The sequence below is a fragment of the Paraburkholderia sp. UCT70 genome, from assembly GCF_050434085.1.
Lineage (GTDB): Bacteria > Pseudomonadota > Gammaproteobacteria > Burkholderiales > Burkholderiaceae > Paraburkholderia > Paraburkholderia tuberum.
On sequence record NZ_JBNPVZ010000004.1, the window covers coordinates 2,490,026 to 2,514,228 of the forward strand.

Annotated in this window: 24 protein-coding genes and 1 pseudogene; 15 read left to right on the forward strand and 10 right to left on the reverse strand. The window is 65.2% G+C overall.

Annotation, left to right across the window (positions count from 1 at the left end):
* The first annotated feature begins 43 nt into the window (after positions 1–43).
* Entirely contained in the window at positions 44–973 is a 930-nt protein-coding gene (argF, locus tag OKW41_RS37130; protein ID WP_429575629.1) for an ornithine carbamoyltransferase, read from the forward strand.
* A gap of 135 nt (positions 974–1,108) precedes the next feature.
* Here the strand turns inward: argF and murB are convergent, their stop codons facing one another.
* On the reverse strand, positions 1,109–2,149 hold the full coding sequence (gene murB, locus OKW41_RS37135) for a UDP-N-acetylmuramate dehydrogenase (RefSeq protein WP_429575630.1): 1,041 nt from the start codon (positions 2,147–2,149) through the stop codon (positions 1,109–1,111).
* A 283-nt stretch (positions 2,150–2,432) separates the two neighbouring features.
* Here murB and OKW41_RS37140 point away from each other — a divergent pair, with 283 nt between their 5' ends.
* Positions 2,433–2,918: a YajQ family cyclic di-GMP-binding protein gene (locus OKW41_RS37140; RefSeq protein ID WP_007180572.1), complete on the forward strand. Its 486-nt coding sequence runs from the start codon at positions 2,433–2,435 to the stop codon at positions 2,916–2,918.
* 93 nt (positions 2,919–3,011) lie between these two features.
* On the opposite strand, the gene plsY is transcribed toward OKW41_RS37140, so the two are convergent.
* Positions 3,012–3,647, reverse strand: coding sequence for a glycerol-3-phosphate 1-O-acyltransferase PlsY (plsY, locus tag OKW41_RS37145; protein ID WP_018421634.1), 636 nt, complete (start codon positions 3,645–3,647; stop codon positions 3,012–3,014).
* Between the two features lie 142 nt (positions 3,648–3,789).
* Positions 3,790–4,281: a Cys-tRNA(Pro) deacylase gene (gene ybaK, locus OKW41_RS37150; protein ID WP_184051528.1), complete on the reverse strand. Its 492-nt coding sequence runs from the start codon at positions 4,279–4,281 to the stop codon at positions 3,790–3,792.
* Positions 4,282–4,432: 151 nt separating this feature from the next.
* On the opposite strand from ybaK, the gene OKW41_RS37155 reads away from it, so the two are divergent.
* A complete protein-coding gene (locus tag OKW41_RS37155) occupies positions 4,433–5,995 on the forward strand; it encodes a class I adenylate-forming enzyme family protein (RefSeq protein ID WP_429575631.1) in 1,563 nt (520 codons plus the stop codon).
* Between the two features lie 33 nt (positions 5,996–6,028).
* On the opposite strand, the gene xerD is transcribed toward OKW41_RS37155, so the two are convergent.
* From xerD to queG, 3 genes are all read right to left on the reverse strand, one after another.
* Complete coding sequence (gene xerD / locus OKW41_RS37160) at positions 6,029–6,985, reverse strand: site-specific tyrosine recombinase XerD (protein WP_429575632.1); 957 nt, start codon at positions 6,983–6,985, stop codon at positions 6,029–6,031.
* Positions 6,982–7,452: a methylated-DNA--[protein]-cysteine S-methyltransferase gene (locus OKW41_RS37165; RefSeq protein ID WP_090801634.1), complete on the reverse strand. Its 471-nt coding sequence runs from the start codon at positions 7,450–7,452 to the stop codon at positions 6,982–6,984. Before OKW41_RS37165 ends, xerD begins: the two co-directional genes overlap by 4 nt.
* Before the next feature lie 337 nt (positions 7,453–7,789).
* Positions 7,790–9,112, reverse strand: a complete 1,323-nt coding sequence (queG, locus tag OKW41_RS37170; protein WP_429575633.1) for a tRNA epoxyqueuosine(34) reductase QueG — start codon at positions 9,110–9,112, stop codon at positions 7,790–7,792.
* A gap of 17 nt (positions 9,113–9,129) precedes the next feature.
* Here queG and tsaE point away from each other — a divergent pair, with 17 nt between their 5' ends.
* Complete coding sequence (gene tsaE / locus OKW41_RS37175; protein ID WP_429575634.1) at positions 9,130–9,726, forward strand: tRNA (adenosine(37)-N6)-threonylcarbamoyltransferase complex ATPase subunit type 1 TsaE; 597 nt, start codon at positions 9,130–9,132, stop codon at positions 9,724–9,726.
* On the forward strand, positions 9,708–11,315 hold the full coding sequence (locus OKW41_RS37180) for an N-acetylmuramoyl-L-alanine amidase (RefSeq protein ID WP_429575635.1): 1,608 nt from the start codon (positions 9,708–9,710) through the stop codon (positions 11,313–11,315). The genes tsaE and OKW41_RS37180 overlap by 19 nt, the downstream gene beginning before the upstream one ends.
* A gap of 82 nt (positions 11,316–11,397) precedes the next feature.
* Here OKW41_RS37180 and OKW41_RS37185 read toward each other — a convergent pair whose 3' ends face one another.
* Positions 11,398–12,279 carry an EamA family transporter gene (locus OKW41_RS37185; protein ID WP_429575636.1) on the reverse strand — a complete coding sequence of 294 codons (882 nt, stop codon included), beginning with the start codon at positions 12,277–12,279 and terminating at the stop codon, positions 11,398–11,400.
* A gap of 167 nt (positions 12,280–12,446) precedes the next feature.
* On the opposite strand from OKW41_RS37185, the gene OKW41_RS37190 reads away from it, so the two are divergent.
* Complete coding sequence (locus OKW41_RS37190) at positions 12,447–13,322, forward strand: pirin family protein (RefSeq protein ID WP_429575637.1); 876 nt, start codon at positions 12,447–12,449, stop codon at positions 13,320–13,322.
* Positions 13,323–13,411: 89 nt separating this feature from the next.
* A complete protein-coding gene (gene trxA / locus OKW41_RS37195) occupies positions 13,412–14,260 on the forward strand; it encodes a thioredoxin (protein ID WP_429575638.1) in 849 nt (282 codons plus the stop codon).
* A gap of 68 nt (positions 14,261–14,328) precedes the next feature.
* Here the strand turns inward: trxA and tcdA are convergent, their stop codons facing one another.
* A complete protein-coding gene (gene tcdA, locus OKW41_RS37200) occupies positions 14,329–15,186 on the reverse strand; it encodes a tRNA cyclic N6-threonylcarbamoyladenosine(37) synthase TcdA (RefSeq protein ID WP_429451475.1) in 858 nt (285 codons plus the stop codon).
* 266 nt (positions 15,187–15,452) lie between these two features.
* On the opposite strand from tcdA, the gene pdxH reads away from it, so the two are divergent.
* From pdxH to OKW41_RS37215, 3 genes and pseudogenes are all read left to right on the forward strand, one after another.
* On the forward strand, positions 15,453–16,094 hold the full coding sequence (pdxH, locus tag OKW41_RS37205) for a pyridoxamine 5'-phosphate oxidase (RefSeq protein ID WP_429451476.1): 642 nt from the start codon (positions 15,453–15,455) through the stop codon (positions 16,092–16,094).
* A gap of 149 nt (positions 16,095–16,243) precedes the next feature.
* Complete coding sequence (locus OKW41_RS37210) at positions 16,244–17,458, forward strand: class I SAM-dependent methyltransferase (protein ID WP_429575639.1); 1,215 nt, start codon at positions 16,244–16,246, stop codon at positions 17,456–17,458.
* A 96-nt stretch (positions 17,459–17,554) separates the two neighbouring features.
* Positions 17,555–18,891 (forward strand): annotated as a pseudogene (locus tag OKW41_RS37215) (DUF72 domain-containing protein).
* A 63-nt stretch (positions 18,892–18,954) separates the two neighbouring features.
* Here the strand turns inward: OKW41_RS37215 and msrA are convergent.
* On the reverse strand, positions 18,955–19,494 hold the full coding sequence (gene msrA, locus OKW41_RS37220; RefSeq protein WP_187616370.1) for a peptide-methionine (S)-S-oxide reductase MsrA: 540 nt from the start codon (positions 19,492–19,494) through the stop codon (positions 18,955–18,957).
* 199 nt (positions 19,495–19,693) lie between these two features.
* Here msrA and OKW41_RS37225 point away from each other — a divergent pair, with 199 nt between their 5' ends.
* Both OKW41_RS37225 and OKW41_RS37230 read left to right on the forward strand, forming a co-directional pair.
* Positions 19,694–19,942 carry a hypothetical protein gene (locus OKW41_RS37225; protein WP_429575640.1) on the forward strand — a complete coding sequence of 83 codons (249 nt, stop codon included), beginning with the start codon at positions 19,694–19,696 and terminating at the stop codon, positions 19,940–19,942.
* A 51-nt stretch (positions 19,943–19,993) separates the two neighbouring features.
* Positions 19,994–20,503 carry a flavin reductase family protein gene (locus tag OKW41_RS37230; RefSeq protein ID WP_090801653.1) on the forward strand — a complete coding sequence of 170 codons (510 nt, stop codon included), beginning with the start codon at positions 19,994–19,996 and terminating at the stop codon, positions 20,501–20,503.
* A gap of 88 nt (positions 20,504–20,591) precedes the next feature.
* Here OKW41_RS37230 and OKW41_RS37235 read toward each other — a convergent pair whose 3' ends face one another.
* A complete protein-coding gene (locus OKW41_RS37235; RefSeq protein ID WP_429451486.1) occupies positions 20,592–21,107 on the reverse strand; it encodes an Lrp/AsnC family transcriptional regulator in 516 nt (171 codons plus the stop codon).
* Between the two features lie 130 nt (positions 21,108–21,237).
* On the opposite strand from OKW41_RS37235, the gene kynB reads away from it, so the two are divergent.
* The 3 genes from kynB to kynA are packed head-to-tail and all read left to right on the forward strand — an operon-like array spanning position 21,238 to position 24,116.
* Positions 21,238–21,942, forward strand: coding sequence for an arylformamidase (kynB, locus tag OKW41_RS37240; protein WP_429575641.1), 705 nt, complete (start codon positions 21,238–21,240; stop codon positions 21,940–21,942).
* Positions 21,929–23,179 (forward strand): kynureninase, encoded by a 1,251-nt coding sequence (gene kynU / locus OKW41_RS37245; protein ID WP_429575642.1) that lies wholly within the window; start codon positions 21,929–21,931, stop codon positions 23,177–23,179. The genes kynB and kynU overlap by 14 nt, the downstream gene beginning before the upstream one ends.
* A gap of 10 nt (positions 23,180–23,189) precedes the next feature.
* Positions 23,190–24,116, forward strand: a complete 927-nt coding sequence (gene kynA, locus OKW41_RS37250; protein ID WP_429451493.1) for a tryptophan 2,3-dioxygenase — start codon at positions 23,190–23,192, stop codon at positions 24,114–24,116.
* The last annotated feature ends 87 nt before the right edge of the window (positions 24,117–24,203 follow it).

The window sequence follows — 24,203 nt, forward strand, 5'->3', positions numbered from 1 at the left end:
GCAGTCCGGCAACCCTGCCGGGTGAGACCGCCGTATTTGTTTCATGACCGCCAAGAAAATTCGCCACTACCTGCAGTTCAAGGACTTCTCGCTGGAAGACTACGAGTACGTGCTGGAGCGCGCGCGCATCCTGAAACGCAAATTCAAGAACTACGAGACCTATCACCCGCTGCATGACCGCACGCTGGCGATGATCTTCGAAAAGAATTCGACACGCACGCGCCTGTCGTTCGAAGCCGGCATCTTCCAGCTGGGCGGCCACGCCGTGTTCATGAGCACGCGCGACACGCAGCTCGGCCGCGGCGAGCCGATCGAAGACGCCGCGCAGGTCATCTCGCGCATGGTCGACATCATCATGATCCGCACGTTCGGCCAGGACATCATCCAGCGCTTCGCCGAGAATTCGCGCGTGCCGGTGATCAACGGGCTCACGAACGAATACCACCCGTGTCAGGTGCTCGCAGACATCTTCACGTACTTTGAGCATCGCGGTCCAATTCGCGACAAGACGGTCGCGTGGGTCGGCGACGCGAATAACATGCTGTACACGTGGATCGAAGCCGCGCAGATTCTCGGGTTCAGGCTGCGCCTGTCCACGCCGCCCGGCTACAAGCTCGACCGCGCGTTCGTCGCGGCGGAAAGCGCGTCGTTCTACGAGGAATTCGACGATCCGAACGAAGCCTGCACGGGCGCCGATCTCGTCACCACCGACGTGTGGACCAGCATGGGCTTCGAGGCCGAGAACGAAGCGCGCAAGAAGGCCTTCGCGGACTGGTGCGTCGACGCCGACATGATGGCGCGCGCGAATCCCGACGCGCTCTTCATGCACTGCCTGCCCGCGCATCGCGGCGAAGAAGTCAGCGCGGAAGTGATCGACGGACCGCAGAGCGTCGTGTGGGATGAGGCGGAAAACCGTCTGCACGTGCAGAAGGCGTTGATGGAATACCTGCTGCTCGGCAAGCTCAATCACTGAGCGAGCCGCTGGTCCATACACCCGCCGGAGCCGCGGGCACAAAAAAGGCGCCGGGAGGAAACTCCCGGCGCCTTTTGCATTCGTCGGCGGCGACGCTCCGCGGGGCAACTCAGCGCGAAAAGAGAGAACTGCCGCTCACAGGCAAACTGGCTCCGCCTCCAGTTCCACGCCGAATCGCTCGAACACGTCGTGCTGGATCGCCCGTGCCAGCGCCAACACTTCCGTGCCGCTCGCGCCACCGCGATTCACCAGCACCAGCGCCTGTCGCTCATGCACGGCCGCCGCGCCCATCGCGCGGCCCTTCCAGCCGCATCGGTCGATCAGCCAGCCAGCCGCCAGCTTCACCCGCCCATCCGCTTGCACATACGACACGACTTCCGGCTCGCGACGCTTCAGCGCCTCGAACTGGGCGGCATCGATTACCGGATTCTTGAAGAAGCTCCCCGCGTTGCCCAGTTCGAGCGGATCGGGCAGCTTCGCACGCCGCACGGCGACGACCGCATCGAAAATGGCTTGCGCGGTCGGCTGCGTGGCCGCACCCTCGGCTTGGCCAGCGCTCGCCGCATGACCACGCGCCGCTAGCTCGCGCGCGAGATCCGCGTAGCCCGCGCGCGGCTGCCACGCCTTCGGCAAACGGAACGTCACCGACGCAATCACGAAGCGCTCGCGCCCTTCCCGCTTGAAAAGGCTGTCGCGATAGCCGAACCGGCACGCATCACCGTCGAGTTCGACGGCCTCGCCGGTCGCGAGCTCGATCGCCCGCAGCGACGCGAAGCGTTCGCACATTTCGAGCCCGTACGCGCCGATGTTCTGGATTGGCGCCGCGCCGACCGTGCCAGGTATCAGCGCGAGATTCTCGAGGCCGGGTATGCCCTGTGCCAACGTCCACGCGACGAACTCGTGCCACGGCTCGCCGCCAGCCGCCTCGACATACCACGCATCCTGATCCTCGCGCACCACGCGGCGCCCGCGCAGCGCCACCAGCAGCACGAGCCCGGCGAAGTCGCCGGTCAGCATGACGTTGCTGCCACCGCCCAGCACGAGGCGCGGCAGGCCCTCGACGCGCGGATCGCGCACCGCGGCGAGCAACTGTTCCTCACGCTCGATCAGGCACGCGAACTGCGCGCGCACGTCGAAGCCGAACGTGTTGTGGGCCTTCAGCGGATAGCCGGCCATGAGGGACGCGACGGCGGGAGCGGCAAGAGCGGATTGGGACATCGGAATGGCAAAAAGGCAACGACGGGAAGCAACAGGAAACGACAAAAACAACCAATGACGCGCCTGACGACACGAGCGGCGCCGCCCGACGCGGGATCGCCCGCCGTCGCGACGCCGCGCGGCGGCCTTGGGCAAAAGAGAGCGGCGTCGGTAAAATGACGTCCGGTCCGTGATTATAGCGAGTGCCTCGCGCTCAGCCGACCGGCTGTGTCGCGCACTGCCGCACTATTGGGAGAAAGCAATGCCATCGTTTGACGTCGTCTGCGAAGCGAACATGATCGAAGTCAAGAACGCGATCGAGCAGTCCAACAAGGAAATTTCGACGCGTTTCGACTTCAAGGGGTCCGACGCGCGCGTCGAACACAAGGAAAACGAAATCACCGCGTACGCCGACGACGACTTCAAGCTCGGCCAGGTGAAGGACGTGCTGCTGTCGAAAATGGCCAAACGCAACGTCGACGTGCGCTTCCTCGACTACGGCAAGATCGAGAAGATCGGCGGCGACAAGGTCAAGCAGGTCATCAAGATCAAGAAGGGCGTCTCGGGCGATCTGTCGAAGAAAATCGTGCGTCTGGTGAAGGACAGCAAGATCAAGGTGCAGGCGAGCATTCAGGGCGATGCGGTGCGCATCACCGGTGGGAAGCGCGATGATCTGCAAAGCGTGATCGCGATGCTGCGCAAGGACGTGACCGACACGCCGCTCGACTTCAACAACTTCCGCGACTAAGCGGCACGACGCGCCAGGCTTGCAACGAGCCTCACGCGGACCCGGAAGCGCTTCGCATCGGGCCATCTGGCCGGGCGAAGCGCTCAGCCCACTTCAAAGATCGTTGCCCGCCGCCGGACTGGCTGCCTTCTTTTTGTCGCCGATACGGCTCTCCTGCCCCCGCATCAGCTTCGCAATATTGCCGCGATGCCGCCACACGAGCAGCAGGCTCATCACCAGAACCGCGAGCGCGACGATGCGCGGCCCGAACAGAAACACGTAGAACAGCGGCGCGAACAGCGCCGAGCACAGCGCCGCGAGCGACGAGTAGCGCGTAAAGAACGCGACGATCAGCCAGGTTAGCAAGGTCGCGACGCCGAGCGTCGGGTTGATCGCGAGCAGCACGCCCGCGGCGGTCGCGACGCCTTTGCCGCCCTTGAAGCGGAAGAAAATCGGATACAGGTGACCGAGAAACACCGCAAGCGACGCAATCGCGATCGCGCGCTCGTCGAGCCCGTAACGCGCGCCGAAATGCACGACCAGCCATACCGGCAGCCAGCCCTTGAAGGCGTCGCCGATCAGCGTCAGAATCGCGGCCTTCTTGCTGCCGCTGCGCAGCACGTTGGTGGCGCCCGGGTTGCCCGAGCCGTACGAGCGCGGGTCGTCGAGACCCATCGCGGCGCTCACGATCACGGCAAACGACAACGAACCGATCAGATAGGCAACGACAGCGACGATCAGGTTTTGCATCTGGGACTCTTATAAGGATCGCGGTCTGACATTCGATACCCCAACCGCAACAGGGCATGCCCGTCGAATCAGGGCGGCGCACATTTTACCGAACGCGTCCGCGCGAAAAACATTCAGGCAAACGTCAACCCGCTCATCGGCGTCAGTCCACGCTCGCGCATTGCACCGGCTTTGCCGCGAGCAGATCGGTGAGCACCTTCGGCTCGATGCTGACGAGAAAGCCGCGCCGCCCGCCGTTCAACCAGATTTTGTCCATCTCGAGAATGGTCGACTCGACATACACCGGCATCTGCTTGCGCGTGCCGAACGGCGACGTGCCGCCGATCAGATAACCCGAATGCCGGTTCGCGACCTCGGGCTTGCACGGCTCGACGCGCTTCGCGCCGATCTGCCGCGCGAGGTTCTTGGTGCTGACGGTGCGATCGCCGTGCATCAGCACGATCAACGGCTTCGCGTGCTCGTCTTCCATCACCAGCGTCTTCACGACGTGATGCTCGTCGACGCCGAGCTGGCACGACGATTCCGCGGTGCCGCCATGCTCGACGTAGTCGTAAGGATGCTCGCCGAACGCGACGCCGTGACGGCGCAGCAGCTGCGTGGCGGGTGTTTCCGACACATGTCTGGATTTGCTCATCGGCGCATTGTAATGGCGAGTTTGCACAACGGCTATTTGCCGGATGGCCAATTGCGCGGGTTCGACACTTGTGGCACGATCGTTCGAAAATATGCCGGCGCGGTGCGAGATACTGCGCGCAGGGCTACGAATCGGTAAAGAGGAGACAGTGTTGAAGCAGGCTTCAGCCATCCGTTCCACGATCGATATCCCCGCGCTGCTCGCCGCCCTGCCCGCGCGCATCGGCGACATTCCGGCGCTCGCCGCCGCGCGCGATCCGCGGCATGTCGCGCTGATCGAAGATGCGCGCCGCCTGACCAACGCGCAACTGCGCGAGGCCGTCGATGCGGCCGCCGCGCTGCTGCGCGACTGGGACGTGCGCGGCGGCGATCGCGTGATGATCGTCGCGGAGAACAGCATCGCGCAAATCGTGCTGCTGTTCGCGACCGCGAAGCTCGATGCGTGGGCGCTCGTGTCGAACGCGCGGCTGTCGGCCGCCGAACTCGATCCGATCCGCGCGCATGCGCAACCGCGCGTCGTCGCGTATGCGCTCGAAAGCTCGCCCAACGCACGCCAGCATGCTGAGCGGCATCGAGCGACGCACGCACCCACGCTGTCGGCGGACATCGGCGCATGGTCGTATGTGGTGGACAGCAGCGTGCAAGCCGAAGCCGTCGAACCGGCCAGCGACCGCCAATGCGCGGCGCTGATCTACACGACCGGCACCACCGGCACGCCGAAAGGCGTGATGCTGTCGCATCGCAATCTGCTGTACATCGCGGCCGTGTCGAGCCGGCTGCGCCAGGTCGGGCCCGACGACGTCGTCTATGCGGTGCTGCCGATCTCGCATGTGTACGGCTTCGCGTCGGTGTGCCTCGGCAGCCTGCATGCGGGCGCGACGTTGCGGCTCGCGCCGCGCTTCGTGCCGGAAGCGGTGCGCCTCGCCCTCGCCACCGAGCACGTCTCGATCTTCCAGGGCGTGCCGGCGATGCACGCGAAGCTGCTCGAACATCTGCACACGCACGGCCACGCATGGTCCGCGCCGCGACTGCGCTTCGCTTACTCGGGCGGCTCGCCGCTCGACGCCGCGCTGAAGGCGCAGGCCGAAGCGGTGTACGGTCTGCCGCTGCACAACGGCTACGGCATGACCGAAAGCAGCCCGACCGTGTCGCAGACGATGGTCGACGCGCCGCGCGTCGATTGCTCGGTCGGCGAGGTCATTCCGGGCGTTGAGGTGAAGTTCGTCGGGCTGGACGGCGCCGAAGCTGCGCCGGGCGAGATCGGCGAGCTATGGGTGCGCGGGCCGAACGTGATGCTCGGCTATTACCGCAACCCCGAGCAGACCCGCGCGATCGTCACCGAGGATGGCTGGCTGAAGACCGGCGACCTCGCGCGGCAGGCCGCGGACGGCGCGTTGCATATCGTCGGGCGCAGCAAGGAGCTGATCATCCGCTCGGGCTTCAACGTGTATCCGGCCGAGGTCGAGCACGTGCTGAACGCGCATCCGCAAGTCGTGCAGTCGGCGGTGATCGGACGCGCGGTCGAGGGCAACGAGGAGGTGATCGCGTTCGTAGAGCTGGTTTCCGGCGCGACGGTCACGCCCGCGGAGTTGATCGCGTGGTGCGGCGAGCGGCTCGCGCCGTATAAGCGGCCAGCCGAACTGAAGGTGCTCGCGGCGCTGCCGGCCGCATCGACCGGCAAGATTCTCAAGCACCGGTTACGCCAATTCGTGTGAAGCGCGCGGGCACCCGCGCGCTTCACGTCATGCTCACCCGCGCGGATGATGCTGCGCATGCAGCGATTTCAGCCGCTCTCGCGCGACGTGCGTGTAGATCTGCGTCGTCGAAATATCGGTGTGACCGAGCAGCAATTGCACGACGCGCAGATCCGCGCCGTGATTGAGCAGATGGGTCGCGAACGCGTGCCGCAGCGTGTGCGGCGACAACGGCGCATGGACGCCCGCAGCCTGCGCGTGTCGCTTGATGATGTTCCAGAACTGCTGGCGCGTCATGCCTTCCGCGCGTGTCGTCACGAATAGCGCATCGGCCGCGCGCGGGCCGAGGAGCGCCGGGCGCGCCTCGCGCAGATAGCGCTCGATCCACGCGTGCGCCTCTTCGCCGAACGGAACCAGCCGCTCCTTCGAGCCCTTGCCAGTGACGCGCACGACGCCTTCGTTGAGTCCCACCTCGACGGTTTTCAGTGTGACCAGTTCGGTCACGCGCAAGCCGCTCGCGTACATCAACTCGAGCATCGTGCGATCGCGCAAGCCGAGCGGCGTGTCGATGTCGGGTGCGCCGAGCAACGCTTCGACCTGGACCTCGCTCAACGTCGAAGGAAATCGCGGCGGCTGCTTCGCCGAGCGGATGCGCAAGGTCGGATCGGCGGCCGCGCGATGCTCGCGCACCGCCCATGCGTAATAGCGGCGAAACACCGACAGCCGGCGGTTCGCCGAAGTCGCCTTGTCCTTTTGCCGCGCCGCGCTGTAGGCGTTCAGGTCGGCTTCGCTCGCGGTGTCGAGCGAAGCGTTGCGCGCGTGCGCGAGCCATTCGCAGAAGAGCCGCAAGTCGCGGCGATACGCGTCGAGCGTGTTGCGCGACAGGCCATGCTCGAGCCACAGCGCGTCGCAGAAGGCGTCGATCGATGCGGAGCTGGTCAGCAGCAGCGGTGATGCGGCGGCTGTGTCTTCGACGTGTACAGCGGTATCGGTGGTGGTGCTCGTGCTCATACGTACGGCACACCTTCATGCGCGAGCAACCAGCGCTTCACGTTGCGGAAGAAACCGTCGCCGCCATCGTGCGCGAAGCCGCCGATGCCGCTCGAACTCACCACGCGGTGACACGGAATCACGATCGGAAAGAAATTGGCGCCGCACGCCTGGCCGACCGCGCGCGGCACGCTGCCGAGCTGCTTCGCGAGTTGTCCGTAAGTCAGCACGACGCCGGGCGGGATGTCGCTGATCGCCTGCCACACGCGCCGCTGGAACGCGGTGCCGCACTCGGCGAGCGGCAGCTCGAATTTCGCTGACGCGTGCTCGAAATAACGCTCGATCTGTTCGGCCACCTCGCGTGCGAGCGGCGTGTCGGGCGCGACGTTGGGCGTCGAGTCGGGCAGATAGACGATCTCGCGCACGGCTTCGCCTTCGAGCCGGATGCCGATCTTGCCGAACGGCGCATCGATCACTGCGTTGAACATGATTGCCTGCTCCTCTAGGGTCTGTTTACATATGGAACGCACGTGCGAATGCCCGCTATCGGGCGCAGGGCAAGGAGTAAGGAGCGCTGCGTGGCCGCGCCACGTGAGCGACGCACGACGCCGCCATGCGGCCGATAGCGGGCATTCCCCTGGAATGAAATTCAGAACTGGGGTTGCCGCGAGAAGGGCCGCTCGCTGCGTCATGCTCCTTGCGAATACGTCGAGTATTCGCGGCGTCGCAATCCTTGCGAGCGGCCCTTCTCGCGGCAACGCACGTGCGTTCCATATGTAAACAGACCCTAGCGTGCCAGATTGCCGACACCGAATTGCCACGACTTTACGCCGCTTCGAGCGCCCATTCCACATGCTCGCGCACGACCGCCGACGGATCGTCGGCTCGCTGCCTCAAAGCCAGCACGATCGCGCCACGGGCATCGAGGTCGAGACTTCCTGGCGCGGCACGCAACGCGTTACCCATGCCGACCGCGAGATTGCGCAGCCAGCTCTCGTAGCCGATGCGGCGAATCGCGCTGCCCAGCATGCGCGTATCGAACTCCTCAGCGCTCCACGCGAACAGTTCGACCAGCGACGCGCGATCGAGCCCGTGCCGCACGTCGAAATCGGCGACCGGTGCGGCCTGCGCGAACTTGTTCCAGGGACACACGAGCTGGCAATCGTCACAGCCGTACACCCGATTGCCGATCAACGGCCGCAGGTCGAGCGGAATACTGCCCTTCAGCTCGATCGTCAGATACGAGATGCAACGCCGCGCGTCGACCTTGTACGGCGCGACGATCGCACCGGTCGGACAGGCGCCGATGCAGCGCGCGCAGCTGCCGCAATGCGAGCCGGGCGTTTCGGGCGCGGCCTCGGGTGAGGTTTCGGCGTCGGTCGGCAGCGGCACGTCGACATAGATCTCGCCGAGGAAAAACAGCGAGCCGGCGTCGCGCTGCAGCAGCAATGTGTGCTTGCCGCGCCAGCCGATGCCGGCCTTCTGGGCGAGCTCGACTTCGAGCACCGGCGCCGAATCGGTGAACACGCGATAGCCGAACGGCCCGATCACCGCTTCGATCCGGTCGGCCAGGTGTTGCAGGCGCTGGCGCATCACCTTGTGATAGTCGCGGCCGCGCGCGTAAATCGACACGACCGCCGTCGACGGGTCCGCGAGCCGCGCGTGCTCGGCCGCGCGCCAGTCGCGCGCGCGGGGTGTCGCGCGTGAGGCGGGTTGCGTTACGTCTTGCGGCATGCTTTCAGGCGCGCTTTCATGTCCCCCTTCATGTCCCCCTTCATGCGCCCCTTCAGCCGCCTCTGCTCCCAGCGTCTGCGCAGGCAAATAGGCGATGCGCGCGGTGATCACGCGTCGCGTGCCGGCCACAAGCTCGGCCGGCCGCGCGCGTTTCATGCCGTGTTTGGCCATATAATCCATCTCGCCGTGGCAACCCGCTTCGAGCCACGCTGCAAGCGGCGCTTCGGCGGCCGACAGATCGGTATCGCTAATGCCGATCGCCCCGAAACCGAGTTCACGGCCCCACGTCTTGATGTCGAGCGCGAGCGCACGAAGCGCCGCCTCGTCGAAACGGGACGTTGCGCCAGAAGCTCGCGCGGCATCATCGGCCGATGCGGGCGTGCAGGAAACAGGGGACTTCGGACTTCGGTTCATCACGCCATTTTACGAGAATGCCTGTCAATCCCGATCACGCGCCCCTACCGTCCGCTCCCGTGCTGCTCGAACGCTCTTTCGCGCTCGCGGACGAAGCCGCCACGCAGGCGTTCGGCGCGCGCTTCGCACGGGCGATCGAAAGCGTGCGCGCGGCCTCGCATCAAGCACAGCCAGCCCAGCCTGGCGCTGTAAGCAGCCTCGCGTTCCACGGCCTGCAAGTCCAACTGGTCGGCGACCTCGGCGCCGGCAAAACCACGCTCGTGCGCGCGACCTTGCGCGGCCTCGGCCACACCGGCCGCGTGCGCAGTCCGACCTACACGCTCGTCGAACCGTATGAGCTCGAGCGGCCCGCCGGGGAACTCGCGCTCTATCACTTCGATCTGTACAGATTCACCGATCCGGCCGAATGGGCCGACGCGGGCTTTCGCGAATATTTCGACACCGGCGCGGTCTGCCTCGTCGAATGGCCGCAACGCGCGGGACCGCTGCTCGGCGTGCCGGATCTCGTTTTTTCGCTCGGGCTCGTCGGCAACACAGACGCAAACGCGGACGCACGCGTACTCGTCGCACGCGCTTATAGCGAATCAGGAAAGGCATGTCTCGAAAGATGTTAATCAAACCGTTCCATTCGATCGAATCGGCGGCGGGCGCAACGCATAACTGGCGGCGCCGGCAGATCCTGCGCGCGGGTGCGTCGACGCTGGTGCTCGGCCTCGTCGCCCCGCGTCTCGCGTTTGCGAGCTCGGTGCTCGGCGTGCGCGTGTGGCCCGCGCGCGACTACACGCGCGTGACGATCGAATCCGATCAGCCGCTGCAGAACACGCAGCAACTGCTCCAGGGACCGGACCGGCTCGTCGTCGATCTGAACGGCCTCGACCTCGATCAGGCGCTGAAGGAGCTGGTCTCGAAGATCACACCAAACGATCCGCAGATTTCGTCGGTGCGGGTCGGGCAGTATCAGCCGCACGTGGTGCGCATGGTGTTCGACCTGAAGGGCTCGGTGAAGCCGCAGGTGTTCGCGCTGCCGCCGGTCGGCGCGTACAAGTACCGGCTCGTGTTCGACCTGTATCCGGCTGTCGCGCCCGATCCGTTGATGGACCTGCTCGCGCAGACCGAGCGCAAGCAGCAGGCGCTCAACGAAGAAAACAGCGCGCCGCCCGCGACGCTTGCCGGCCCCGGCACGGCGCCGCCGGTCGACAACAGCGAAGCGTTCTTCGAGCACTACGCGCAGAACGGTGGCGCGGGCAATGGTGCCGCGGGCGTACCGCATCCGCCCACGCATGGCACGACGGCGCCGTCCGCGCCGGTCATTGCCGGCAGGCAGGCGGCGCCGGCCGCGCCCTCCGCGCCGCCTGCCGCACTGGCGCGCAACAAGGGTGGCAACGCCAACAGCAACAGCACCGCACGCGGTCTCGACAGCAACAACGACAACCTCGGCGACAGCGGCGACACCTACGCATTCACCACACCGAAGTCGAGCCGCAGCAACACCGTGCGACTGCTCACCGTCGCAATCGATCCGGGTCATGGCGGCGAGGACCCGGGCGCGATCGGCGGCGCAGGCACCTACGAGAAGCACGTCGCGCTCGACATCGCGAAGAAGCTGCGCGCGAAGATCGACGCGCAGCCGAACATGCGCGCGATGATGACGCGCGACGCCGACTTCTTCGTGCCGCTGAACGTGCGCGTGCAGAAAGCGCGCCGCGTCGGCGCGGACCTGTTCGTGTCGATCCACGCGGACGCGTTCACGACGCCCGAGGCGAAGGGCTCGTCGGTGTTCGCGCTGTCGGAGCACGGCGCTTCGAGCGCGGCCGCGCGCTGGATGGCGAACAAGGAGAACTCGTCGGATCTGATCGGCGGCATCAACATCAAGTCCGACGACGCCACCGTGAACCGCGCACTGTTCGACATGTCGACCACCGCGCAGATTCGCGACTCGATGCGCTACGGCAACTTCGTGCTCAAAGAGATCGGCGACATCAACAAGCTGCACAAGGGCTCGGTCGAGCAGGCCGGCTTCGCGGTGCTGAAGGCGCCGGACATTCCGTCGATCCTCGTCGAGACCGCGTTCATCAGCAATCCGGACGAAGAGCGCCGCCTGAACGACGACGCGTATCGCGAAAGGATGGCCAGCGCGATCCTGACCGGCATCAAGCGCTATTTCGCGGCGAATCCGCCGCTCGCAAAGAGCCGCATGACGTGATGTCGGCACACACGAGCCAATCACAAAACGGCCCTCCGGCCGTTTTGTTATTCACGCTCGCAACCCGTGGCGCAACGGTTGCTCAGCGTGCCGGTATCAAGCGCTGCACGACCCAGCCGCCGAACACGTTGACCGCGAGCCCCGCCATCACGAGCAACGCGCCCGCCACCTGCATCGCAGACAGTTGCTCGCCGAGCAGCAGCGACGCCGACGCGAGTCCGACGATTGGCACCAGCAGCGAGAACGGCGCGACCTGGCTCGCCGGATAGTGCGACAGCAGACGGCTCCACAAGCCATAGCCGAGCAGCGTCGCGATAAACGCCAGATAGACGATCGCGAAGATCGACAGCGCGCTGATACCAGTCAACGCGGCGGCGATCTCGCGCGGCCCTTCGAACACGAACGACGCCGCGAAAAACGGCAGCGGCGGAATCAGGCTCCCCCACACGACGAGTCCGACCAGATCGACCTTGCCGACCTTCTTCGTAACGATGTTGCCGAGTGCCCACATGCACGCGGCGCACAGCGTCAGCAGGAAACCAGCGACGGACAGCGTGTGGCCGCCTTGCAGGCCGATCACCGCGAGCCCCGCCGCGGCGATCAGCAGACCCGCGACGTTCGGCAAACGGAAGCGCTCGTGCAGAAACAGCGCCGCGAAGATCAGCGTGAAAAACGCCTGCGCCTGAAGCACCAGCGATGCAAGCCCCGCCGGCATGCCGACGTACATCGCCGAGAACAGGAACGCGAATTGCCCGAACGAGATCGTCGCGCCGTAGGCGAACAGCCACCGCCACGGCATCTGCGGCCGCTTGACGAAAAACACCGCCGGCACCGCGGCGAGTGTAAAGCGCAGCGCGCCGAGCAGCATCGGCGGCACGCCATGCAGGCCGACCTTGATCACGACGAAATTGACGCCCCACGCAAGCACGACGATGAGCGCGAGCAGCAAGTCCCTGGGCGACATCCGGGTCTCCAATGAAACGGTGCAATCTGGCAGTGTAACGGAGGCCGCAAATTCGCTTCGTTGCGCCCGCTCGTGGCGAGCGTGCGCCGTTGCCGTCGGGAGCGCGCGACGCGCAGTAGAATCGATCATTCCAGCCTTCTCCTTCCACTTTCCCGTCGAGCCTGCCCATGACTTCCTCGATCAAAGCCGTCCTCAAACCGCACTTACGCGACATCGGCAATCTGACCGTGCGGCGCGTGCTGCCTGCAATGGCGGCGCGCCTCGTCGGCCCGTTCATTTTCTTCGACCACATGGGCCCCGCGACCCTCGAACCCGGCAGCGGCCTCGACGTGCGCCCGCATCCGCATATCGGCCTCGCGACCGTCACCTATCTGTTCGACGGCGCGATCATGCATCGCGACAGCCTCGGCTCCGAGCAGAAGATCGTCCCCGGCGACGTCAACTGGATGACGGCCGGGCGCGGCATCGTCCATTCGGAGCGAACGCCGCCGGAAGACCGCGCGCGCGGCCAGACGGTTCACGGCATCCAGACCTGGGTCGCGCTGCCGCTCGCCGACGAAGACGCCGCGCCGTCGTTCGCGCATCATGCGGCGGCGACCTTGCCGGTCGTCGAGCGCAACGGCGTGACGCTGCGCGTGATCGCGGGCACCGCGTTCGGCGCGGTGTCGCCGGTCGCGACGTTTTCGGGCACGCTGTACGTCGCCGCCGACTTCACGCCGGGCAGCGCGTTCGCGCTCGAACCGGAGCACGAGGAGCGCGGTGTATATCTGGTGGAAGGCGATCTGGAAATCGACGGCACGCCGCTCGAAGCGGCCGAGATGGCCGTGCTCGCGCTCGACGAAACCGTCACGCTCGCGAGCACGCACGGCGCGCGCGTGATGCTGCTCGGCGGCGAGAAGCTCGACGGCGAGCGCTTCATCGAATGGAATTTCGTCGCGAGCTCGCGCGAGAAGATCGAAGCCGCGAAGCTCGCGTGGACCAATCAGGAAATGGGCCACGTGCCCGGCGAAACCGAATGGATTCCGTTGCCGCAGCGCAAGTGACGGCGCCGGGCCCGCGCGCCAGGGTGGGCATTGAATTCGTGCCATTCGGCCCCAGCTAACCACAAACCATTTCTATCGACGAGGATGCAATGGACACCTCTCTGGCCACTTTCGAACAGGACGTCATCAAGGCGTCGATGCTGGCCCCCGTGCTGGTTGATTTCTGGGCGCCGTGGTGCGGCCCCTGCAAGAGTCTCGGCCCCATGCTCGAAAAGCTCGAAGCCGAAGCCGCCGGCAAATGGAAGCTCGTGAAGGTCAACGTGGACGAGAACCACGAGCTGGCCGCGCACTTCCAGGTGCGCAGCATTCCGCACGTGATCGCGTTCGCCGACGGCCAGGCCGTCGATCAGTTCGTCGGCGTGCTGACGGAAGGACAACTGCGCGAGTTCCTCGACCGGCTCGTGCCGCAAGGGGCGCCGGCCGCGCGCATCGAAGCGCAGACCGCGCTCGCCGAAGGCCGCCGCGACGACGCCTACGACCTGCTGCAAGCGGCGCTCGCGTACGACCCGGGCTTCGACGACGCGCGTATGGACCGCATCGAGTTACTGCTCGAAGACAACCGCATCGATGAGGCGCGCAACGAAGTCGATCTGCTGTCGCCGAAAACCACGCAAGGCATCGACGCGCGTTTCAACGCGATCAAGACGCGGCTCGACGCGGTGGACGCCGCCGCGGACCTGCCGCCCACCGATGCGCTCGAAGCGCGTGTCGCCGGCAACCCCGACGATCTCGAAGCACGCTTCGATCTTGCGAATGCGTTTATCGCGCGACGCAAATACGCGCAGGCACTCGAACATCTGCTCGCGATCGTGCAACGCGACCGCGCGTTCCGCGACGATATCGGCCGCAAGACGATGTTGTCGGTGTTCGATCTGGCCGCGCATCAGCCGGAGCTGGTGTCGCAGTGGCGGCGCAGGCTGAGCGCGTCGTTGTATTGATCGATTGTGATGTTTTGCCCGATGGCAGCCTGGGTCAGCGCGGTTGAAACCGCCGCCCGGGCTCCCACCTAAACCGTCGCCTTCTTCGCCAGCTCCCGCAACACGTACGCCGCGGCCGCAAAACCAAAGCTCGCGGTCACGCACACGCTGGAGCCAAACCCCGCGCAGTTCAAGCCGACCGGCCCCGTATGCCCCGGCGACGTGCTCACGTGCTCGGCTTCTTCATCGATATCGCAGACGGCCGCTTCCGGATAGATCAGCGGCTCGTCGGAATACACGGCGTTCACCTTGAACTTCGCCTTCGGCCCGCGCGGAAAGCCATGCTGCTTGCGCAACTGCCCGCGCACCTTCGACAGCAGCGGGTCCTGGATCGTCAGCGCGAGATCGTCGATGCGGATCCGAGTCGGGTCGAGCTGACCGCCCGCGCCGCCGACCGTGATCAGCGGCTGCTTGCGCTCGACGCACCATGCGATCAGCGCGGTCTTCGTGCGCACGCTGTCGATCGCGTCGATCACATAGTCGAAGCCGTCGCCGAGCGTGGCCGCGAAATTGTCCGGCTCGACGAAGTCCTCGATCAGCCGCACCTCGCAGTACGGATTGATTGCCGCGATGCGTTCGGCCATCGCTTCGACCTTCGGTTTTCCGTAGTTGCCGTCGAGCGCGTGAATCTGCCGGTTCGTGTTGCTTTCCGCGACGTTGTCGAGATCGATCAGCGTCAGCGTGCCGAGCGCGCTGCGCGCAAGCGCCTCCGCGACCCACGACCCCACCCCGCCGATGCCGATCACCGCGACGTGCGCACCCTCGAATGCGGCGAGCGCGGGCGCGCCATACAGACGGGCGATGCCGCCGAAACGGCGCGCGCGGTCGGCGGTTTCGTTCGCGTCGAGGCTGGTAGTAAGATCGGATTGCGCGGCGGTGCTGGACATGATGGCAGGGCTCGAAAACACAGGCGGAACAAAGCAGGCGGCGGCGCTTTGGCAAATCGCCTTGGCAAATTGCTTTGGCAAATGGGGCGCGCAGCCCGTATTTTGCCTGAACACGTGAAAACAGCCGCGCAGAACCACGAGCAGCGACGCAATGTTGCAGGCTTGCGCTGGCGCAACATGCGCCGCGCCATATGTTGCTCCGCTCGCGCGCAAAACCCTGACGCCTTAGCTATACTTGGCCCACACTGTAGCGTTCGCATAAGAACATGATCTCACTCGCCGAGCTTCGAAAAAACTACTCGCTGGACTCACTGGACGTTGCCGACGTCAACCACGATCCGTTCCGTCAATTCGACACGTGGTTCCAGCAGGCCATCGACGCCAAGCTGCCCGAGCCGAATGCAATGACGCTGGCCACGGTCGACGCGCGCGGCCGGCCTTCGGCACGCATCGTGCTCATCAAGGGCGTCGACGAGCGCGGTTTCGTATTCTTCACCAACTATGAAAGCCGCAAGGGCCGCGAACTGAGCGTGAACCCCTACGCGAGCCTGCTGTTTCACTGGATCGAACTCGAACGCCAGGTGCGCATCGAGGGCCGCGTCGTCAAAACGAGCGAAGCAGACAGTGACGCGTATTTCGCGTCTCGTCCGCTCGGCTCGCGGATCGGCGCATGGGCATCGAATCAGAGTCAGGTGATTGAAAGCCGTTCGCAACTCGAAGTACGCGAACGCGAAATCAGCCTGCAATACGGCGAAAATCCTCCGCGTCCGCCGCACTGGGGTGGCTACCGTCTGGTGCCCGACGCGATCGAATTCTGGCAGGGGCGGCCGTCTCGGCTGCACGATCGTCTGCTTTACACGCGCGCGGAAGAAAGCGCCAACTGGCTGATCGCACGCCTGTCGCCCTGACCGGTCGATGACCGGACGAATGAGGCCGGCGGCGGCGCCAACGTAGCGGCGCGCGTCGGCGGGATTGCGTTGCGCGGCCCGCGGAATGCGCCGCGCCATGTCGCGGTCCACATAGCTTTGCTTTAAATCAACGAACACGGAGAGATCACATGTTCTGGGAGAAAAAGCTGGCGCAGTGGGTTGAAGATGTCAAAACCACAGCTAACCTGCCCGCACGCCTCGTGCTGTGGGACGGTCAGCAACACGACTTCGGGCAGTTCGCCGCGCCCCGGGTCACGCTACACGTGAAGAGCGCAACCGCGCTGCCCTATCTGCTCGAACCGAGCCTCGACAATCTTGGCGAAGCCTATGTCAAAGGCAAGATCGACATCGAGGGCAAGCTGTCGGACATCATCAATATCGGCTATCTGCTCGCGCGCAGCACCGTGACGAGCGCCGGCAAGCTCGCGCGCGTGCGGCGCTACTTCAATCACTCGAAGACGTCGGATAAGAAAGCGATCCAGTATCACTACGACGTGTCGAACGAGTTCTACAAGTTGTGGCTCGACGAGAACATGGTCTACTCGTGCGCGTACTTCGAGACCGGCACCGAAGACCTCGCGACCGCGCAGCTGAAGAAAATCGATCACATTCTGACCAAAATCCAGCTGCAGCCCGGGCAGCGTCTGCTCGACATCGGCTGCGGCTGGGGCGCGCTCGTGCTGCGCGCCGCGCAGAAGTTCGGCGCGAAGTGCGTCGGCGTCACGCTGTCGCAGAACCAGTTCGATCTCGCCACCGCGCGCGTGAAAGCGGCGGGCCTCGAAAACCAGATCGAAATCCGCCTGCAGGACTATCGCGACGTCAAGGGGCAGTTCGACCGCATCACGAGCGTCGGCATGTTCGAGCACGTCGGCCGCAAGAACCTGCCCGGCTATTTCCAGAAAATTCACGATCTGCTCGCCGACGACGGCATCGCGATGAACCACGGCATCACGTCGAGCGACGCCGATAGCGGCGAAACCGCGCTCGGCGGCGGTGAGTTCATCGACCGCTTCGTGTTCCCGGACGGCGAGCTGCCGCACATCAGCCTCGCGCTCGAAGCGATGCAGCGCGGCGGGCTCGAAGCGGTTGACGTCGAAAGCCTGCGCCGTCACTATGCGCACACGCTCGACATCTGGGCGGAAAATTTCGAAGCCCACGCAGACCAGGCGCGCAAGCTCGTCGACGACGAAAAATTCCGCATCTGGCGCGTGTATCTGGCCGGCTGCGCGTATGCGTTCGAAAACGACGACGTGTCGATTTTCCAGGTGGTGTGCCGCAAAGCCGGCCGCAGCGCGAAAACCCTGCCGTGGTCGCGCCGCTACATGTACGAAAAACCGCTGTGACCCGGCTGTGACCCGGTTTGTGACCGGTTGCGCCGCGGCGGCGTGCATGAAGCGCGCGCCGCGGCGCAATTCTGATGAACAGCAGGCCGGACATTGATGGACCAGAGCAGGACGAGTGACGTTGAAGAGCCGTTGAACGGCAAGGACGGCAGCGCGGACGATGCGGCGCAGCAGGCCACGCAGCAGTTCGATCTGTTCGGGATGCCGGTGGAGGCCGCGGCAGAAGCGCCGGCCATGTCCGCACGTGAAGCCGATTCGGCCGCAAGCGCTGCCGCGCAGCCAGAGCACAAGCGCACGCCGAAGACCGCAAAATCCAACGCCGCCGCGTCGCTGTTCGAAGCCGACGCCCCGCCCGACAGCCCCGCTCCTGAACCAGACTCCGCCCCGGCTTCCGCCGACGCCCCGAAAAGCGCCGCAGCCGCGACGTGCTCGCTGCACCGCCGTCGCCGGAGCTGCTCGCACTCGCGGCGCAATTGCCGCCGCAGATCCACCTCGGCACGTCGACATGGTCGTTCCCGGGTTGGACAGGCATCGTCTACGGCGATGACTACAGCAACAGCAAACTGTCGCGCGAGGGCTTGAGTGCGTACGGCGCACATCCGCTGCTGAAGACGGTCAGCATCGACCGCTCGTTCTACCAGGCGTTGACGGTCACCGAATACCTGCGCTACGCGCAGCAGGTGCCCGAGCACTTCCGCTTCATCGTCAAGGCGCCGATGACGATCACCGACGCCACCGTGCGCGCCGAGCGCGGCGAGCCGGTGTCGCTGAACCCGTGCTTTCTGAACGCGCAGATGGCGATCGACGATTTCGTCACGCCCTGCCTCGAAGGCCTCGGCGCAAAGGCCGGCGCGCTGGTGTTCCAGTTCTCGCCGCTGCCGGATCAGATGCTCGCGCAGCCGGCGGTAATCATCGAACGACTGGGAGAGTTTTTCGACGCGCTGCCCGGGCTGCCCGACGGCAGTAGCTACGCGGTCGAGATTCGCGACGCGAGCCTGCTCACGCCGCGCTTCATCCGCATGCTGAAGACGGCTGGCGTGCGCTACTGCGTCGGCATTCACGCACGGATGCCCGATCCGCTGCGCCAGGCCGCGGCGCTCGCGCTGCTCGATGGCGAGCCGGCCGGTCCGCTGATCGTGCGCTGGAGCCTGCACGGCGGTTTCAAGTACGAACAGGCGAAGGCGAAGTACGAGCCGTTCAACCGGCTCGTCGACGAAGATCCGGCGACGAGCGCGTCGCTCGCCGAACTGGCCGCGCGCTACGCGCTCGCTGGTCAGCCGGTCGTGATCGCGGTCAACAACAAGGCGGAGGGATCGGCGCCGCTCAGCTGCGTGAAACTGGCCGAAGAAATCGTCGAAGCCTGCGTGCGTGTCACGCAGGGACGCGGCGATAACGGCGACGAGGTGCCATCGCAAGCACAGGAACCGCAGTGACGAACAGCGGCGGGCGGTCTTACGCATCCGCCCGTTGCCGACTCCAATCCCCGCGCTGCGCCGTTAACCCGCTTTGATCCGATGCGCGAACTTCTGGCGGAATTTCGCGACTTTCGGCGCTACCACGAACGAGCAGTAGCCCTGATTCGGATGCTGCGCGAAATAGTTCTGGTGATAAGCCTCGGCGGGCCAGTAGTTGTCGCCGAGCGGCAGCACCTCGGTCACGAGCTTGCCGTCGTAGATGCGCTGTTCGCCGATCTCGCGAATCGCCTGCAGCGCGGTTTCGCGCTGCGCGTCGGAATGCGTGAAGATCACCGAGCGATATTGCGTGCCGACGTCGTTGCCCTGCCGGTTCAGCTGGGTCGGATCGTGGATCGCGAAAAAGATGTCGAGAATCTCGCGATAGCTGATCTTAGCCGGATCGAAGTCGACCTTGACCACTTCCGCGTGACCGGTGTCGCCGTCGCAGACCTGCTCGTAGCTCGGATGGCGCGTGTGACCGCCCGCATAACCCGACTCCACCGCATTGACGCCCTCGACGCCCAGATACACCGCTTCGAGGCACCAGAAACATCCACCGCCGAGCGTTGCTGTCTCGTTCATAAGCTTCACCCCAGGATCAGATTCACACAATGATCGGCAGCCGGCCTGCGTAGCGCCGCCGTATCTGCCACCGCATCCGAATATATGGCCGAAAACGCGTTCTGAAAGGCGCAGTCAGGCACGAGTCAGGCACCCGTCGCGCAATGACCGCAAATCCGGCCGTGCAGATATCGAGTATAGAAACGCCGGCACGCGACGGGTGAATAACCGTGCCTCAAACACGCAAGCGCCGCGCCCGCGCCTCGATCCAGCACGATCGGCAAATTTTCGGGTGCAGCCCGTCGAGGAGATCGCCGATCCAGCCGCCCGGCTGCCACGCACCGCACGCATCGTGGTGCGGCGCGCGCGGCGATTGCAGTTAAAATTGGCGGAAATCAACGATTTTCACCATGACTTTCGAAACATCCGCTTCCCGCCGCGCGGGTATACGCGTCAATTCGCGCCTTGATTCGCGCCGTAGTCGGTCTTTCACACGGCGCGCGACGGGGGCCTCGCCCCGATGAAGCGCGCGAGCCCACCCAACTTCGACCCGTCCGCGTTCAAACAGGCGCTCAGCCAGTTCGCGACCGGCGTCACCGTGATTACGACGCGCGCCGCGTCCGGCCAACTGATCGGCATCACGGCCAGTTCGTTCAACTCGGTGTCGCTCTCTCCACCGCTCGTGCTGTGGAGTCTCGCGACGCGCTCCGCATCGATGCCGGTGTTCCGCGCCAACAGTCACTACGTGATCAATGTGTTGGCCTCGACGCAGCTCGATCTGTGCAAGCGCTTCGCGACCGTGAAGGGCGACCGCTTCGAGGGCGTGTCGCACGCGGCGGGCGACAGCGGCATGCCGGTGCTCGACGGCGCACTCGCGTGGTTCGAATGCCATAACCGCAGCCGCTACGAGGAAGGCGACCACGTGATTTTCGTCGGCGAAGTGGAGCGCTGCGGTGTGCATGAAAATGCCGCGGACATGCTGCCGCTCGTGTTCCAGAGCGCGCAGTTCCACGGCCTGAAGCCGCTCTGAGCGGCGCGGCGCTTCCCTGGCGTCTGTAACGTCTGTAGCGCCTGTCGGTCGGACGCGTCGAAAACGGCACGCCCCGCCCTCATCATCCTCAACGGTCGCTATGCGTGGCTCCGTGCCCGCTGGTCTTCTTCACGAGCGACACCGGCACGCCCGAATCTTCCTTCAGCGTTTCGAGCACGATGTTCGAGCGGATGTCCATCACCCCCGGCGCCTTGTACAGGCGATTGAGCACGAAGTCCGAATAGTGTTTGAGGTTGTGCGCGAGCACGCGCAGCAGATAGTGGGTTTCGCCGGTCACGACGAAAGCGCCGACCACTTCTGGCCAGTCGCGCAGCGCGTCGGCAAAGCGCTCGTGCCAGTTCTGCTGGTCGTTGCGCATCGATACCTGCACGAACGCTTCCAGCTCGAACCCCAAAACTTCGCGGTTCAGGCACGCTCGGTAGTGTTCGATGACGCCCTGCTCTTCCAGCAGACGCAGGCGTCGCAGACAGGCCGATGGCGAGAGCGAGATGCGCTCCGCCAGGTCGAGATTGCTGATCCGTCCTTCCTGCTGAAGCACCGTCAAGATACGGCAATCGGTGGCGTCGAGCGAGATCGCGTTCATATTCGGTCTCCCTTTCCGGTTTGAATCAAATTATGTTCCAAGACACGGCTGGTAAGGAGATTTTTTCGCAATCACATTTCACAGCTTGACCTCTATCATTTAGAGATAGTTACCAACCGTCGACACCGTCATGCGAGCACTCTGGGACATCACCCCCGCCGTCGATACCGCCACGCCCGTCTGGCCGGGCGACACGCCGGTCGGCATCGAGCGCGTCTGGCGCATGGAGGCTGGCTCGCCGGTCAATGTCGCGCGTCTGACGATCTCGCCGCACACCGGCGCGCATACCGACGCGCCGCTGCACTACGACGCTGACGGCGCCGCGATCGGCAACGTGCCGCTCGACGCATATCTCGGTTTATGCAGAGTGATTGACTGTATCGGCGCGTCGCCTGTTGTGACGCCACAACATCTGGCCGGCTCGCTCGACGATTTGCCGCCGCGAGTCTTACTGCGCACTTACAGAAAAGCGCCGACGCGCGAGTGGGATAGTGCGTTCTGCGCGGTCGCGCCCGAGACCGTCGACCTGCTCGCCGCGCGCGGCGTGACGCTGCTCGGCATCGACACGCCGTCGCTCGATCCGCAGGAATCGAAGACGATGGATGCGCATCACCGCATTCGCGTGCACCGGATGGCGATTCTCGAGGGCATCGTGCTCGACGCGGTCGAACCCGGCGACTACGAGCTGATCGCGCTGCCGCTGAAGCTGACCACGCTCGACGCGAGCCCGGTGCGCGCGGTGCTGCGTGCACTGCCCGGCTCGCGCTCAGCCACGCTCCCCGGCGAGCGATCAACCCGACAACCCAACCCATCGAACCACCATGAACCATCGTGATGAAGCCGTGGCGCTCGACTGCGCCGAACCGCTCGCAGCGCTGCGTGACCAGTTCGCGCTGTCGCCGACGACCATCTATCTCGACGGCAACTCGCTCGGCGTGCCGCCGGCCGCCGCCGCGCAGCGCGCGCAGACCGTGATCGCCGCCGAATGGGGCGAAGGACTGATCCGCAGCTGGAACAATGCCGGCTGGTTCGCGCTGCCGCGCCGACTCGGCAACAAGCTCGCGCCGCTGATCGGCGCGGCCGAAGACGAAGTCGTGATTACCGACACGATCTCGATCAACCTGTTCAAGCTGCTGTCGGCCGCCGTGCGGCTCGCCAATGCGCGCGATCCGAAGCGTCGCGTGATCGTGTCCGAGCGCTCGAACTTCCCGAGCGATCTGTATATCGCGCAGGGCCTGATCGAGCAGCTCGATCGCGGCTACGAGCTGCGCCTCGTCGACGATCCGTCCGAACTGCCCGACGCGATCGGCGTGGACACCGCGATCGCGATGATCACGCACGTGAACTACCGCACCGGCTACATGCACGACATGGCCGCGCTGACGAAGCTGATTCACGACAGGGGCGCGCTCGCGCTGTGGGATCTCGCGCATTCGGCGGGCGCGGTCCCGGTCGATCTGAACGGCGTCGGTGCCGACTACGCGGTCGGCTGCACGTACAAGTATCTGAACGGCGGTCCCGGTTCGCCCGCCTTCGTGTGGGTGCCCAGACGTCATCAGAACGAGTTTGCGCAGCCGCTGTCGGGCTGGTGGGGCCATCGCGCGCCGTTCGAGATGAACCCGACGTATCAGCCCGACAGCGGCGTGGGCCGCTACCTGTGCGGCACGCAGCCGATGGTGTCGATGGCGCTCGTCGAATGCGGGCTCGACGTGTTCCTGCAAACGACCATGGAGGCCGTCCGCGAGAAGTCGCTCGCGCTGACCGATCTGTTCATCGAACTCGTCGAGACACGTTGCGGCGAATTTCCACTGAAGCTCGTGACGCCGCGTGAGCATGCGCAGCGCGGCTCGCACGCGAGCTTCGAACATCCGCACGGCTACGAGGTGATGCAGGCGCTGATCGCGCACGGCGTGATCGGCGACTATCGCGAGCCGCACGTGCTGCGCTTCGGCTTCACGCCGCTGTACACGCGCTTCGTCGACGTATGGGACGCCGTCGAAATCTTGCGCGACGTGCTCGCTCGCGAGGCCTGGCGGGCTCCTGAATTCGCCCAGCGCGGCGCCGTTACCTGAGGACGACAGAATGACCGATCACATGCACACGCCGGGCTTGCCAGAAGAACCGGCGGCACAAGGCTGCCCGTTCGGGCACGGACGGACGGCGTCGGCGCCGTCCGCGAGCGCGGCCGACAGCGGCTGGCACGACGCGCAGCTCGACTTCTCGGAGTCGATGAGCTACGGCGATTATCTGTCGCTCGGCACGGTGCTGGACGCGCAGCATCCGTTGTCGCCGGATCACAACGAGATGCTGTTCATCATCCAGCATCAGACGAGCGAGCTATGGATGAAGCTCGCGCTGTACGAACTGCGCGCGGCGCTCGCGGCCGTGCATCGCGACGACCTGCCGCCCGCGTTCAAGATGCTTGCGCGCGTGTCGCGAATCATGGAGCAGCTGGTGCAGGCGTGGAGCGTGCTCGCGACGATGACGCCGTCCGAATACACGGCGATGCGGCCGTACCTCGGCAGTTCGTCGGGCTTTCAGTCGTATCAGTACCGGCAGATCGAATTCCTGCTCGGCAACAAGAACGAGCAGATGCTGATGCCGCACGCGCATCGCGCCGACGTGTACGCGCAAGTGAAGGCATCACTCGAAGCGCCATCGTTCTACGACGAAGTGGTGAGGCTGCTCGCGCGCCGCGGCTTCAGGATTTCGCCCGCGCGGCTCGAACGCGACTGGACGAAGCCGACCGAACATGATGCATCGGTCGAAGCGGCGTGGCTCGAGGTGTATCGCAATCCGTCCGGGCATTGGGATCTGTACGAGATGGCCGAGGAACTCGTCGATCTGGAGGATGCGTTCCGCCAGTGGCGCTTCCGCCACGTGACGACGGTCGAGCGCATCATCGGCTTCAAGCAGGGCACCGGCGGCACGAGCGGCGCGCAGTATCTGCGCAAGATGCTCGACGTGGTGCTGTTTCCCGAGCTGTGGCACGTGCGGACGATGCTGTAGCGGTTAGCGCGTGCAAGGCACTTCCCTGGCGAACCTGGCATCCTAGCGGGGAACAAAGAGCAAGCCATCACTACTTGCAGTGATGCA

Bases quoted from the DNA above. Each gene is read 5' to 3' on its own strand.
- argF (WP_429575629.1), top strand. From the start codon at position 44: ATGACCGCCAAGAAAATTCGCCACTACCTGCAGTTCAAGGACTTCTCG.
- murB (WP_429575630.1), bottom strand. From the start codon at position 2,149: ATGGCCGGCTATCCGCTGAAGGCCCACAACACGTTCGGCTTCGACGTG.
- OKW41_RS37140 (WP_007180572.1), top strand. From the start codon at position 2,433: ATGCCATCGTTTGACGTCGTCTGCGAAGCGAACATGATCGAAGTCAAG.
- plsY (WP_018421634.1), bottom strand. From the start codon at position 3,647: ATGCAAAACCTGATCGTCGCTGTCGTTGCCTATCTGATCGGTTCGTTG.
- ybaK (WP_184051528.1), bottom strand. From the start codon at position 4,281: ATGAGCAAATCCAGACATGTGTCGGAAACACCCGCCACGCAGCTGCTG.
- xerD (WP_429575632.1), bottom strand. From the start codon at position 6,985: ATGAGCACGAGCACCACCACCGATACCGCTGTACACGTCGAAGACACA.
- OKW41_RS37165 (WP_090801634.1), bottom strand. From the start codon at position 7,452: ATGTTCAACGCAGTGATCGATGCGCCGTTCGGCAAGATCGGCATCCGG.
- queG (WP_429575633.1), bottom strand. From the start codon at position 9,112: ATGAACCGAAGTCCGAAGTCCCCTGTTTCCTGCACGCCCGCATCGGCC.
- tsaE (WP_429575634.1), top strand. From the start codon at position 9,130: ATGCCTGTCAATCCCGATCACGCGCCCCTACCGTCCGCTCCCGTGCTG.
- OKW41_RS37180 (WP_429575635.1), top strand. From the start codon at position 9,708: ATGTCTCGAAAGATGTTAATCAAACCGTTCCATTCGATCGAATCGGCG.
- OKW41_RS37185 (WP_429575636.1), bottom strand. From the start codon at position 12,279: ATGTCGCCCAGGGACTTGCTGCTCGCGCTCATCGTCGTGCTTGCGTGG.
- OKW41_RS37190 (WP_429575637.1), top strand. From the start codon at position 12,447: ATGACTTCCTCGATCAAAGCCGTCCTCAAACCGCACTTACGCGACATC.
- trxA (WP_429575638.1), top strand. From the start codon at position 13,412: ATGGACACCTCTCTGGCCACTTTCGAACAGGACGTCATCAAGGCGTCG.
- tcdA (WP_429451475.1), bottom strand. From the start codon at position 15,186: ATGTCCAGCACCGCCGCGCAATCCGATCTTACTACCAGCCTCGACGCG.
- pdxH (WP_429451476.1), top strand. From the start codon at position 15,453: ATGATCTCACTCGCCGAGCTTCGAAAAAACTACTCGCTGGACTCACTG.
- OKW41_RS37210 (WP_429575639.1), top strand. From the start codon at position 16,244: ATGTTCTGGGAGAAAAAGCTGGCGCAGTGGGTTGAAGATGTCAAAACC.
- msrA (WP_187616370.1), bottom strand. From the start codon at position 19,494: ATGAACGAGACAGCAACGCTCGGCGGTGGATGTTTCTGGTGCCTCGAA.
- OKW41_RS37230 (WP_090801653.1), top strand. From the start codon at position 19,994: ATGAAGCGCGCGAGCCCACCCAACTTCGACCCGTCCGCGTTCAAACAG.
- OKW41_RS37235 (WP_429451486.1), bottom strand. From the start codon at position 21,107: ATGAACGCGATCTCGCTCGACGCCACCGATTGCCGTATCTTGACGGTG.
- kynB (WP_429575641.1), top strand. From the start codon at position 21,238: ATGCGAGCACTCTGGGACATCACCCCCGCCGTCGATACCGCCACGCCC.
- kynU (WP_429575642.1), top strand. From the start codon at position 21,929: ATGAACCATCGTGATGAAGCCGTGGCGCTCGACTGCGCCGAACCGCTC.
- kynA (WP_429451493.1), top strand. From the start codon at position 23,190: ATGACCGATCACATGCACACGCCGGGCTTGCCAGAAGAACCGGCGGCA.